This window comes from Sporosarcina sp. QA0331, assembly GCF_055808055.1.
The window spans coordinates 1,384,060-1,396,931 of sequence record NZ_CM147850.1; the positions used below are offsets into that span (position 1 = coordinate 1,384,060).

The 12,872-nt window shown below is 42.7% G+C and carries 9 protein-coding genes and 1 pseudogene; 6 read left to right on the top strand and 4 right to left on the bottom strand.

Annotated features, from left to right (window positions below; genetic code table 11):
* Nucleotides 1-44 precede the first annotated feature (44 nt).
* The 3 genes from AC0L13_RS06640 (at nucleotide 45) to AC0L13_RS06650 (ending at nucleotide 4,414) form a co-directional block, all read left to right on the top strand.
* A complete protein-coding gene (locus AC0L13_RS06640; RefSeq protein ID WP_473645204.1) occupies nucleotides 45-1,028 on the top strand; it encodes a zinc-binding dehydrogenase in 984 nt (327 codons plus the stop codon).
* A gap of 71 nt (nucleotides 1,029-1,099) precedes the next feature.
* Nucleotides 1,100-2,779, top strand: a complete 1,680-nt coding sequence (locus tag AC0L13_RS06645) for a formate--tetrahydrofolate ligase (protein ID WP_473645206.1) — start codon at nucleotides 1,100-1,102, stop codon at nucleotides 2,777-2,779.
* A gap of 150 nt (nucleotides 2,780-2,929) precedes the next feature.
* Nucleotides 2,930-4,414, top strand: a complete 1,485-nt coding sequence (locus AC0L13_RS06650; protein WP_473645208.1) for a GGDEF domain-containing protein — start codon at nucleotides 2,930-2,932, stop codon at nucleotides 4,412-4,414.
* Between the two features lie 36 nt (nucleotides 4,415-4,450).
* On the opposite strand, the gene AC0L13_RS06655 is transcribed toward AC0L13_RS06650, so the two are convergent.
* The gene (locus AC0L13_RS06655; RefSeq protein ID WP_473645210.1) at nucleotides 4,451-6,148 is read right to left on the bottom strand and encodes a M3 family oligoendopeptidase; all 1,698 of its coding nucleotides are present in this window, start codon (nucleotides 6,146-6,148) and stop codon (nucleotides 4,451-4,453) included.
* Nucleotides 6,149-6,333: 185 nt separating this feature from the next.
* On the opposite strand from AC0L13_RS06655, the gene AC0L13_RS06660 reads away from it, so the two are divergent.
* Nucleotides 6,334-6,621, top strand: coding sequence for a DUF6509 family protein (locus tag AC0L13_RS06660; protein WP_473645212.1), 288 nt, complete (start codon nucleotides 6,334-6,336; stop codon nucleotides 6,619-6,621).
* Between the two features lie 119 nt (nucleotides 6,622-6,740).
* Here AC0L13_RS06660 and AC0L13_RS06665 read toward each other — a convergent pair whose 3' ends face one another.
* A complete protein-coding gene (locus AC0L13_RS06665) occupies nucleotides 6,741-8,429 on the bottom strand; it encodes a methyl-accepting chemotaxis protein (RefSeq protein WP_473645214.1) in 1,689 nt (562 codons plus the stop codon).
* A 265-nt stretch (nucleotides 8,430-8,694) separates the two neighbouring features.
* Here AC0L13_RS06665 and AC0L13_RS06670 point away from each other — a divergent pair, with 265 nt between their 5' ends.
* On the top strand, nucleotides 8,695-9,678 hold the full coding sequence (locus AC0L13_RS06670) for an NAD(P)/FAD-dependent oxidoreductase (protein WP_473645216.1): 984 nt from the start codon (nucleotides 8,695-8,697) through the stop codon (nucleotides 9,676-9,678).
* Between the two features lie 380 nt (nucleotides 9,679-10,058).
* A pseudogene (locus AC0L13_RS06675) lies at nucleotides 10,059-11,054 on the top strand (IS1182 family transposase); the annotation flags it as partial.
* 321 nt (nucleotides 11,055-11,375) lie between these two features.
* On the opposite strand, the gene AC0L13_RS06680 reads toward AC0L13_RS06675, so the two are convergent.
* On the bottom strand, nucleotides 11,376-12,482 hold the full coding sequence (locus tag AC0L13_RS06680) for a DUF1648 domain-containing protein (RefSeq protein ID WP_473645218.1): 1,107 nt from the start codon (nucleotides 12,480-12,482) through the stop codon (nucleotides 11,376-11,378).
* A 2-nt stretch (nucleotides 12,483-12,484) separates the two neighbouring features.
* On the bottom strand, nucleotides 12,485-12,868 hold the full coding sequence (locus tag AC0L13_RS06685; RefSeq protein WP_473645220.1) for a GntR family transcriptional regulator: 384 nt from the start codon (nucleotides 12,866-12,868) through the stop codon (nucleotides 12,485-12,487).
* Between the last annotated feature and the right edge of the window lie 4 nt (nucleotides 12,869-12,872).

The window sequence follows — 12,872 nt, forward strand, 5'->3', positions numbered from 1 at the left end:
ATAGTATATAATTCATAGAATATTTTAAACGGGGGGGTTGTTGTGTGAAGGCGGTCATTCATGTAAATGGTCAATTGAAAATAGATGAGATGGAAGAACCGATTGCAAGAAATGGTGAAGTCGTCGTAGCACTTCATGCCGCGGGGATGAATCGAAGGGACATTAAAATACCTGATCGCCGCGGGGATGCAAAGGAGCTGTTAATTCTTGGTTCTGATGGCGCTGGTGTCATCGAGTCTATCGGGGAAGGGGTAGACAATTGGGAGATCGGTGATGAAGTGATCATTAATCCATCTTTACGTTGGTTTACACAAAGTGATGCACCTCCTGCAGGATTTGAAATTTTAGGGATGCCGGACAATGGAACATTTGCCGAAAAAATTGTTATTTCTGCTGAACAGATTGAGAAAAAACCTGCCAATCTCTCGATGGATGAAGCGTCTGTTTTAGCGTTAGCAGCATTGACAGGATACCGGGCATTATTTACGCAAGGTGAGTTGAAAAAGGGCGATACGGTCTTTATTCCGGGAGCGGGTAGCGGTGTCGCGACATATATGATTCAGTTTGCCAAAAATGTTGGGGCGCGTGTCATCGTCAGTTCACGCGTTGAGGAGAAACGACAGAAAGCGCTAGAGCTTGGTGCTGATTTGGCAGTTGATACGAACGGCGATTGGAAAGAGGAACTAGTGAATGAAACAATCGATCTCGTTATCGAAAGTGTTGGAAGAGCAACATTCAACCGTTCGTTGGAAGTATTGAAACAAGGCGGGAGAATCGTTGTATTTGGCGCAACGACTGAGGATGTCGTCGAGCTGGATTTACGGAAGTTTTTCTACGGACAATACCAGCTATTTGGCTCGACGATGGGAAGTAGGGATGAGTTGCGGGCAATGTTGAAGCATGTTGATGAATACGGCATTCAACCTGTCATTGACAATGTATATCGTCTCGAAGATGGCTTGGAAGCATTCAAGGCGCTGGAAAACAGCGAGCAGTTTGGAAAGCTTGTATTGCGCATTAAAGAATGAGCAGTTTTGAAATTTTTATTATAAAATCATTTTATATTGACATGTATTGATAAAAGAAGGGTGTGGCCATATTGACTGAAAAAGCAAAACCATTAACGGACTTAGCGATCGCAGCTTCTGCTGTGATGCAGCCAATAGCGGATATCGCAAGAAAAGCGGGGATTCCCGAAGAGGCGGTTGAACCCTATGGACGATACAAAGCAAAAATCGATGTATCGAAATTGCCGGCTACGAAATCATTCGGTAAAGTCGTGCTTGTAACAGCGACAAGCCCGACACCTGCAGGTGAAGGGAAATCAACAGTGACTGTTGGCCTTGCAGATGCGTTGGCAAGATTAGGAGAAAAGTCGATGATCGCTCTCCGCGAGCCTTCCCTCGGACCCGTGATGGGTGTGAAGGGCGGCGCTGCTGGCGGCGGATATGCTCAAGTATTACCTATGGAAGAAATTAATTTGCATTTTAATGGCGATATCCATGCTATCACAACTGCGAATAATGCGCTAAGTGCGATGATCGATAATCATATTCATCAAGGAAATGCATTGCAGATCGACCCGCGCAGGATTACATGGAAGCGTGCAATGGATATGAATGACCGTGCATTGCGCCACATTACAATTGGTCTCGGGGGTCCTGGACAAGGTGTACCGCGGGAAGACGGCTTCGATATTACAGTAGCTTCTGAAATTATGGCAGTATTCTGTTTGGCAACAAGTTTATCCGACTTGAAAGAGCGTCTATCTCAAATGGTAATCGGGTATACGTATGAAAAGGAAGCTGTTACAGTAAGGGATTTAGGCGTAGAAGGTGCTTTGACACTACTATTGAAAGAAGCATTCAAGCCAAATCTAGTTCAGACGATTGAAGGGACGCCTGCTTTGATTCATGGCGGACCATTTGCAAACATAGCACATGGATGCAACTCGTTAATGGCTACGAATACAGCTAGAAAATTAGCTGATATCGTTGTGACGGAGGCAGGATTCGGATCCGATCTAGGCGCTGAGAAATTCATGGATATCAAAGCGCGAAAAGGCGGATTTGCCCCGGATGCTGTCGTACTTGTGACAACGATTCGTGCTTTGAAAATGCACGGAGGGGTTGCGAAGACGGATCTTGGAAAAGAAAATGTTCAAGCTGTCACGGACGGCATTGTGAATCTTGAAAAGCATGTGGAAACTGTCCGTTCCTTCGGTGTGCAGCCTGTCGTTGCATTAAACCGCTTCATCACAGACTCCGCTGCAGAACTTGACTTCATCATGAAATGGTGCGCTTCCAATGGCGTCCGGGCAGCTGTAACGGACGTTTGGGGGCAGGGTGGAGCTGGCGGCCAGGACTTAGCGAAACAAGTTCTCGAGCTGTTAGAAGAGCCGAATAATTTTGCGCCTCTTTATGATGTTGAGCAGCCGGTTATTGATAAAATTACGGCAATTGTTCAAAAGGCATATGGTGGAAAAGGAGTTATCCTTACTGATAAAGCTAGAAAGGATTTATTGCAAATCGAACAAAACGGTTGGGATATCCTGCCTGTCTGTATGGCGAAAACGCAATACTCCTTCTCAGATGACCCTAAGAAGCTCGGAAGACCTACAGATTTCATGATTACAATCCGTGAAATCATTCCGAAGCTCGGTGCAGGTTTCCTTGTTTGTCTGACGGGGGATATTATGACGATGCCTGGACTGCCGAAAAAGCCGGCAGCCCTTCAAATGGACATCGACGAAAAAGGAAATGCGATTGGACTCATGTAATCGCTTCTATAGCGGTAAAGTCAAAGAGCTGTCACTTTTTACAAGTGATAGCTCTTTTATTCGGATTAATAGGTAAAATAGTCTAGTTATTTGGAAGAGTATGGGCTATAATGATTCAAAGGACTTGAAAGTAGAAAGGGTACGATAAGTGTGTTCAATAATTTCAGATGGAAATTGACGATCGTCCTGATTGTGTTTTCGCTTATTCTATCATTGTTTATAGCATTATTTGACTATAACAAGTTACGGAAAACTGTCTTAGAGGCTCAAGACACGAAGATTTCCATGATAGAGGACAAAGTAGTTAACAACCTTGCAACGATCGATAAAGTGTACGACCTATTTGATGAACAGACTGCGGAAAAGATGGAATCATATTCAATGGAGCTTCTTGAAAAATATAAGGAAGATCCCGATTTCCAAAAGTGGGATTTTACATCGTTAAAAGAGCAATATAAAATGGACATATTTATTCTCAATGATAAAAATACAGTCATACATAGCAGCTTCACCGAAGATATCGGATTGGATTTCCAAAAATGTTGTCCGGGATTTTCTAGTCTGTTGGATGAAAGGCGAGTAGGTGATTCGTTTATCACTGATGGCATGGATATTCAGTCGAAAACAGGGGAAGTTAAAAAGTTTAGTTATACACCTACACCGGATCATAAGTATTTAATCGAGTTAGGGGTTCTACTAGAAGACCATGAGATCTTTAGGCAATTCAATTTCCTGCAAACGATTGATGAACTCGTCCAAGAATATGATGATATTAATTCTATTAAGGTATACAATTCTGGAGGTAATGCGCTAGGTGTAAAAACTGAAGACTTCAAACAGCAATATATCCAACAGCCGCACAAAAAAGTTTTTGAAAAAGTGCGGGGAAGTGGAGAGCCTGATGAATTGGTTTTAGTTGAAGACGGAAAACGGGTAACATACAGATATATTCCTTATTCAGCAGACGAGCGGAAGGGCTTTTCCACTGATCGAGTTGTCGAGATAGCTTACAATAATCAAGTGATGACAGGTTTGCTTGCAGGGTATAAGAATCAATTTCTTCTTCAATTGTTTGTCATCCTTATTGGATCGATCATCCTATCCTTCCTTATTGCTAGACTGGTTGCGATGCCGATACATCTTGCCTTTCATGATAGTTTGACAGGTTTGAAAAACAGGGCGGCTTTTGAAGACGAAATTACAAAAAGACTTGAACGAAAAAATCGGAAGCTAGCTTTAATGATGATCGATTTGGATAATTTCAAATCCGTCAATGATTATTTAGGGCATGGCGAAGGTGACAGGATATTGAAAATCGCGGCAGCAACTATCCAAGAAACAGTTGAAGCCGGTAATTTTGCAGCAAGAGTCGGTGGCGACGAGTTTTTACTTTTACTTGATTTAGATGAAACGCCTAATATAAAATCGCTCGCGGATGATTTGCTTCAACGGATTAATGAAAAAATGGATTTTCACTTGAATGAAAAAAATATCCAAACTTCAATTAGTATTGGAGTTGCTATCGCAACAGAAAATGATGATTTTGAATCACTCTACGAAAAAGCGGATCAGGCACTTTATCAATCTAAAGAAAACGGTAAAAATCAATATAACGTCTTTGAATTAACGACATAAAAAAAGGGGCTGCCGGTTATTGGCAACCCCTTCTTATTATAGAGCTTTGTCGTCAACAGAACTCAACCATGCTTCGATTGTGCCGATAACAGACTCGACACATCCATCTTCAAACGGTGAAATCAAATTCGCCTCTTTTACAAGCTCCGTAAATGGCTTAGACCCGCCAAGTTTGCAGAGGTGTAAATAATCTTTCCATGCAGCTTCGCGATCTTCAAATGAACGCTTCCAAAATTGGAACGCGCAAATTTGTGCCAATGTGTAATCGATATAGTAAAAAGGAGCTTCATAAATATGCGACTGGCGTTGCCAAATCGCTCCCGCTTCCAGATAAGGATTGCCGTCGTAATCACGCATCGGCAAATATGTCTTCTCAATGCGTTTCCACTCCGCTTTACGTTCAGCAGGCGTCATTTCTGGATTTTCATAAATCGCATGCTGGAATTCATCTACTGCCACACCGTACGGTAAAAATAGCAGGCCGCTGCTCAAGTGTGCGAATTTGTATTTTTCCGTATCGTCCTCAAAGAATAGCTCCATCCAAGGCCACGTGAAGAACTCCATACTCATTGAATGGATTTCAGCCCCTTCGTGAGTCGGCCATACATATTCAGGAATCCCTATATTACGGCTGGAGTACACTTGGAAAGCATGGCCTGCCTCGTGTGTCAGAACGTCGATATCACCCGATGTGCCATTAAAGTTCGAGAAGATGAAAGGCGAATCATAATCATCAATGAACGTACAATAGCCCCCCGTCTCTTTCCCTTTCTTTGCTTCCAAGTCGAGAAGGTGCTTGTCTGTCATGTACTTGAAAAACTCGTCCGTTTCAGGTGAAAGTTCTTCATACATCTTTTTCCCGTTTTCAATGATCCATTCAGGGGAACCTTTCGGAGTTGCATTCCCACTCAAGAAGTTTAGAGACTGGTCGTAGAATTTCAATTCATCGACGCCGATTCGCTCAGCTTGACGTTCGTATAATTTCGTTGCAAGCGGTACAATATAGTCTCGTACTTGGTCACGGAAGTTTTTCACCATATCCGCGTCATAGCCAATTCGGTTCATACGCGCATAACCGAGTTCTACAAAGTTTTTGAAACCTAATTTCGTTGCGATTTCATGTCTTACTTTAACGAGGTCATCATAAATACGGTCAAACGCATCGCCGTTTTCTGCATAGAACGAGTAGGCAGCTTCCATAGCGGACTTCCTTACACTTCTGTCAGTAGATTCGGCATAAGGTCCGAGCTGAGCAAGGGTTAAGGTTTTTCCGTCGAACTCGATTTGAGCAGAAGCGACAAGCTTAGCATACTCAGAAGTGAGCTTATTCTCTTGTTGAAGGAGAGGAAGCACTTCCGGCGAAAAGGATTTGATTGCGTTGTCGGCTAGAGCGAACAGCTGTGTGCCCCATTTCTCTTCAAGCTCCTTACGGTAAGGTGTCTTTACAAGCTCTTTGTAGAAGGCGGTTCCAAGTTCCTGGAATTCAGGACCGATTTCATCGAAATACTCCCGTTCTTTCTGATAGAACTCATCATTCGTGTCGATGGAAGAACGGATATACATCAAGTTGGACTGTGTAGAATAGTTGCTACCGATGGCATTCAGTTTTTCAATGACTTCATTTTGTTCATCAAAGGACCCTGCAGAACGGAATTGTTCTAGCAAGCTATCGAATTCTTGTTTAATGCTTTCCATATCAGGTCTTTTGTACTTGAATTCTTCAAATGTCAGCATTTTCATTCCCCCGTAATCTATTAGTGTGAATACAATTCACTATCTTCATTGTTAACTAACCATTGTGAAAATGCAAAAGAAAGATTGCAAGTTTGAGCAGATATTTCGCCGATAGGGAATACGTGACCAGTTAGTGTGGTTTGCTGTAAGATGGGAATGAAAACATTATGTGAGGATGAGCTTACTTGGAAATTATTGAATATAGTATGATTGAACTCATTGATCCGACAGGCATTCTGTCGGGGAACCGATATGAATTTCGCATTTATGTAAAATTCGACGAGGAAGATGAGCTCTATAATGAAAAGGGGACGGGCATCCGAGTGATTTATGCGGTTAATGAAGGAGAAGGGAAAGTGGCTTCCTATCATCTTTTCGACCGTGCGACAGACGAAGTTCTCGATTTTGACTTGGAGGATGAGGAAGTCGCTGAGCTGGCCGCGTTTTGTAAGGAACAATTAGAAGAAGAGTAAGCGGAGATGCAATTGCGATAATTCAATCGGAAAATGGTAATAAAAACGGTCCTATAGACCAGAAAAATCGTTGAAACGGCTTCCTTTCAAAGGACATACCAGTTTCAACGATTTTTATTTTAAAACGTAAAGCGATTCACTTCTTTTTGAAGATTCTCCGCAAGACCAGCAAGAGTTTGTGAGCTTGTTGAAATCTCTTCGTTGACTGCCAATTGCTCTTCTGTCGCGGCACTTGTTTCCTGTGCTGTAAACGCGGTTGACTCTGCCAGTTTCTTCACTTCCATCGATGAGTGGGCAATCGTGCCGGTCATGGAGCGGATTTGCTTAATCGCTTCTGTAACGGTCGATACGTTTTCATTCACCACACTAACGGATTGCTCGATTTCAGTAAATGTATTCAATGAATGATGAGTGGCCGTTAAGCCGTCTTTTACACTGTTGCTTCCCGAATTAATTGCATTCACTGCCTTTTTGGTCGCATCTTGGATGGAATGGATCATGACGCCGATATCTGCGGCAGATGATTTAGACTGCTCTGCAAGATTGCGCACTTCCTCGGCGACGACCGCAAAACCTTTTCCATGTTCTCCTGCACGAGCCGCTTCGATTGCTGCGTTCAATGCTAATAGATTTGTCTGTTCCGAAATAGCGGTAATTAATGAAGTAACTTGTTGAATCTCCGCGGACTGTTTTGCCATCGACTGGATAATCGCGGATGCTTCTTGAATGATCGTGTCGGTATCCGACATTTGACCGGATAACCTTTCAATCGTCGAAGAGCCGGCTTCCACATGGGAAATGACCGTTTTCATCGCTTCGAGCATCGTCAAGTTGCTGTCTGCGATTTGATTGACGTCTTCTGTCAACTGAGTGACTGAATCGACGGTTTCATTCACCAAATCAGACTGGTTTTCACTATCCCGCATATTTTTCTCCGAAGCGGAAGCGACCATTTCAGATGAAGCAAGGCTCTCTTCGGAACTTGCCGATAATTGCTCCGCTTGCGCAGCCAACTGATGAGAAGAAAAACGGATTTGTTCCATCAGATTTTTTAAATCATCAGTCATTTTATTGAATGCGTTTGCCATTATTCCGATTTCATCTTTACTACGGATGTTGACATGTTCTACTGATAAATCACCTGTTGCAATCTTTTCGATTGCAGTCGTCATCCTTTTAACAGGATTCGCTATACTGCGGCTAATCATATATCCGACAATCAATGAAATCAAAACGGCTAGTCCGATGAAAATAAAAGTTAGCAAATGGATAAAGTTCGTCATTTGCGATAATTCATCACCCGAATTTTGCATTTCTACCTTTTGATTCTCTTTCAGCGCTGTTGCCTTCTCCATTATTTGCAAGTTTACATTATTTGCTTCTCGTAAAAGGTTCCTATTCTGCGTTTCATTTGCCCTCATTAGACTATAGCTGATGTCATCAACCATTTGGCTGAATTGCATATGTAATTGTTTAATTTCTTCGACGACCACTGTATCATTCGTATAACTAAAAGCTTCACCCATCTCGTTGAGCAATTCGGTCGCATGGGCAGTCGATTCATCACGTTGGCTGACAAATTCCGATGTTTTAAATAAAACATAACTGCTGATCGCAATATATCTTTCTTTTTGTGCGCTGATCAGTTCGTCGGATAAATTCACTTTATGGGCCCGGTCGTCGATTAGTTTTGCAAACTCATCATTCATCTTTTTCGTTGCGAAGAAAGATGCACCCCCCATGATGAGCATAATGGCAAGAAGTATGGAAAATCCCGCCCAAATCTTTTTTGATACTGATAAATTCATGAAATTAGTCCCCCCAAAAATCTCTATATACAGTACATACATACTATTATACTTATTTGAGAAAATAATACTATACAAAAATTAAAAATATTAAGCGTAAACAATGAGTGAATTTATTGATTAATTAATTTATTGGTACCAAGTCAAATTATGTGTTTTTTATTGAAAAATAGTAGATAATGTGTAGAGTAGATATGTAGGGGATAATGATAAAACGGATTTTTCGTACATCAGCCAAATTTAAAATACATTGGAGTGTTTATAGATGAGCAACGAAATTGTCGACATTACAATTATTGGTGGGGGACCAACAGGACTTTTTGCTTCTTTCTATGCGGGCATGCGTGAAATGTCCGTTAAAATTATTGATAGTTTGCCGCAACTTGGCGGTCAGTTAATTGAGCTGTATCCTGATAAATATATTTATGACGTTGGTGGTTTTCCGAAAATTCTTGCGAAGGATTTAGTAGCAAATCTTGTTACACAAGCACATTATTCAAAGCCTGAAATTCACCTAGGGGAAACTGCTCTTTCAGCGACACGCGATGGAGATCACTTCATCCTCCAAACGGACAAAGGCGTACATTTGACTCGCACGATTCTTTTAACTGCTGGTATCGGCGCATTCCAACCGCGTAAAATCGGTTTGGCTGAAGAGGTTGAATTTGAAGGCAAGACATTGCATTACGGAATTAAAGACCTTACACTCTTTAAAGATAAAGATGTTCTTGTATGCGGCGGCGGAGACTCAGCGGTAGATTGGGCGTTGATGCTTGAAGATATCGCTTCGAATGTTTCACTTGTACACCGTCGTGAGCGTTTCACAGCGCATGAAACAAGTGTAAACCAATTGATGTCGTCGAAAGTAAATGTGCTCACTTCCCGTGCTGTTAAGTCGATTGCTGGGGAAGATGGCATCGTCAATGAAGTAGTCATTGCACAAAAGGATGGATCGGAAGAGGCATTGCACGTCGACCACGTCATTGTCAACTATGGCAATATTTCTTCTCTAGGTGCAATTAAAGAGTGGGGGCTTGAGATGGATCGCAACTCGATCATCGTCAACTCTCGAATGGAAACGAATATCGAAGGCATCTACGCAGCAGGGGATGTTACATCTTATGACGGAAAAGTGAAGCTTATTGCAGTCGGCTTAGGGGAAGCTCCGACAGCCGTGAACCATGCGAAAGCATTCATCGATCCGAAAGCAAGACTGCAACCACTGCACAGTACGAGCGTCTTCAACTAAAAAAACCGGCATATGCCGGTTTCTGACTGTAGACAAACACCTTGAATTTTGGTGTTGCCTACAGTCTTTTTTCTTTTTAAATAGAGATAAAGTTTGAAATGTTGATTTCCACTGCGAGCGGACGCGTTCCGCGGGCGCGGCTTCAGCCAATCGAACAACGCAGAGTTCGATTTGCCTTAATATCTGCGGTTTTTTGCAGAAATTAAGGCAGCCTTCACTTCCTGCTCGTAACGCTACGCTTTTACTCGCAAACGCCGTTCTTCGTAACGGCGTTCGCTGGAGTCGCCGCTCTCCGCTCCAATCAACAGTGTTTTCCATTAAATGAATGAGGTGATGGATATGATGAAGAAGAATCAAATTAATGAGCACGTCTCCACGTTGGGAAGAACTATGTCCGTCGATTTGCAGATACTGATCTGTTCGAGCAGATCTTCTATAAAGTTCTAAACGAGGTGGCAAACCGTGGACTTCTCAGTCCAGAACATGTCTTTATTGATTCTACCCAAACGAAAGCGAGTGCGAATAAGAGAAAGTTTGAGAAGAAGGTTGTTCGTAAAAAGACGCGGGCTTATGAGAAGAGGCTCCAAGAGAAGCTCAACATAGACCGGGAAAAGAATGGGAAGAAGACATTCCCGCCGGAAAAGTTTAAAAAGGAAGAGTACAAGGAGATTAAGGAGTCGACAACAGACCCGGAAAGTGGTTATTACGTTAAAGATGAACGGACAGAGCAGTTCGCTTATTCTTTTAACGCTGCCACGGACGAAAAGGGATTTGTACTCTTAAACATCGTCACGCCAGGGAATGTCCACGACAGCAATTTGCTTGAACCAATAGTCCAGAAGATCATCGACCAAGTAGGACGTCCAGTCGTCGTTGCCGCTGATGCAACTTACAAAACACCAGCCATTGCCAGTTTCCTTTTAGAAAATCAGATGCTTACTGCTCTTCCGTACAAACGACCAATGACAAAAGAAGGGTTCTACAGAAAACATGAGTATGTCTATGACGAGCATTTCGATTGCTATCTCTGTCCGGAAGAACAGGTTCTTACATACCGAACAACCACGAAGGAAGGATACCATCAGTATGCTTCGACACCTTCCATTTGCGCCTCATGTCCTGTGATCAGCCAATGTACAGAGAGTAAGAATCACCAAACGATGATTCAACGTCATATTTGGCAAGGCTATTTGGACGTTGCTGAGGATTTTCGACACAATCATGAAATCAAAGAAATATACGGAAAACGCAAAGAGACGATTGAACGTGTCTTTGCTAATGCAAAAGAAAAGCATGGCATGCGATGGACAACCCTTAGGGGAATTAAAAAAATGTCCATGCAGACGATTCTTACTTTTGCTACCATAAATCTGTAGAAGCTGGCCAGTTGGACATGGAGGGCGTCGGCTGTAAGCATAACTTGAACGATGCCGATGTCTTAAGGGGGGCATCCAGTTAATTGGAGTGAAGAGCGGCGACTCCTGGGGGATCAGCGCAGCGTGAAGACCCCACAGGAGCAAAGCGACGAGGAGGCTGAGGGCAAGCCCCCCGGAAAGCGTCCGCTCGGAACGGAAATCAACGTCGCGTCAGTCTAACGTTTTTGTGTCAATGCGCTAATAATACAAAAGGGATGAAGATCGAATTGATTTTCATCCCTTTTGTCTCCAGTCTGAAACCGGCATATGCCGGTTTTTTCTTTATAACAAAAATGCAATTGCAATTATGACGAGCAATGGAGCGATGATAATTAAATATCCGATCGGATTTCCGAAGTTCATCGTCCAACCGACCCCGAACCTCTTTTCTACAAAGATGGAAGGGTCATTTTTATTTACATAAAATACGCCTGCTTTCCAATGGGCGTCATCATCAGCGTCCGTTACCCCAGGAACTGGTTCCTCGTCAATTTCCAGTTGAACACGGGATCCCCCTTGACCTACTTTGAACGCGTACACTGCGGTTGCGCACAATATGATGAGAAGGAATCCTAATGGCATTACCATCATGAGAAATGGGCCGCCTATATTCCCGTGAATTGTCGTCAGTTGAAGGAAGCCGAAAAGAATTGTCATAGATATTGACGTTAAAAAGAGCAACCAGCTTGTGTACTTCCTAAACGATAGCTGTTGAATACGCGAAGAACTCCGCTTCGACGCGTTTAGCTTCACTCCAGACTTCTTCGTAGATGCATTGATCATTAGCATCATCCCTTGCATGACAAGAAGAATGATGAGAAGGGCAATGACGGAAAAAGGGTTTTTATCAGTGAATGCGTCCGGTTGCCCATTTGGTCCCCAATGGGTCGGAATAAGATCCGGTATCGCGCCGTATTGAGTCACAGTATAGCCGATCAAACCGAGTGTAATCGGTATTGGCAATGCAAACATGAGAGAGGGTAGCATTTCATTATTGGAGCGGCTCGTCAAGTCAGCTACTCGCACCTTTTTCAAGTTTTCCCCCCATTTATGCTCACGCTTTCTTTTCGTCGTTTTAATGTGAAAATACAAGTACAAAGCCATGCTGATAAGAAGAATTCCGAACTGGAGGATCAACCCGATGAAGACGACGCGTTCCTCTTCTAATTGATTCCCAAGCCCCCAAAAAAGAAGAATAAGAAGACCGACTGCGCCTATTAGAAAGATAATTGCCGAATAGGTCTTCTTATAGGTTGCGAGCCTCGTATCATCAGTATGACCTTCAGGTATCGTCACTCCGAAGACGATCGTTTTTTTCAGGAGGAAAGGAATCGCCGCCTGCATAACAGTCAAAAATAGAATGATAGCCAAAAATATTGAGAGTACCATTGTCATCCCTCCGTTAGTTCTGAAATGATTGATGAGGTAATTGATAAAATCTGTTCTTTATTCATGCCATACACGATCGATTCTGCAACGAGCGGTTTCAAATGCAGTTTAATGAGTTCCAATTGCATGTCGCTCGGTCCGCTTGTAGATATTGAATTAATGACTGCGCCTGACTTTGGAATGATTTCAATTATGTTTTTCTTCTCGAGCTCATGATAGGCTTTGTTTACTGTATGCATATTGACGCCAAGATCTGCTGCGAGAGACCGGACGGAAGGCAATACCTCGGATGCTTTCAATGTTCCGGTTGCAATCAATTCAATCAACTGATTTGCAAGTTGAGTATATATCGGTATTTCTGATGTTGGTTCAATTTGGATGAACATTTCA

Bases quoted from the DNA above. Each gene is read 5' to 3' on its own strand.
- AC0L13_RS06655 (WP_473645210.1), bottom strand. From the start codon at position 6,148: ATGCTGACATTTGAAGAATTCAAGTACAAAAGACCTGATATGGAAAGC.
- AC0L13_RS06665 (WP_473645214.1), bottom strand. From the start codon at position 8,429: ATGAATTTATCAGTATCAAAAAAGATTTGGGCGGGATTTTCCATACTT.
- AC0L13_RS06670 (WP_473645216.1), top strand. From the start codon at position 8,695: ATGAGCAACGAAATTGTCGACATTACAATTATTGGTGGGGGACCAACA.
- AC0L13_RS06680 (WP_473645218.1), bottom strand. From the start codon at position 12,482: ATGGTACTCTCAATATTTTTGGCTATCATTCTATTTTTGACTGTTATG.
- AC0L13_RS06685 (WP_473645220.1), bottom strand. From the start codon at position 12,868: ATGTTCATCCAAATTGAACCAACATCAGAAATACCGATATATACTCAA.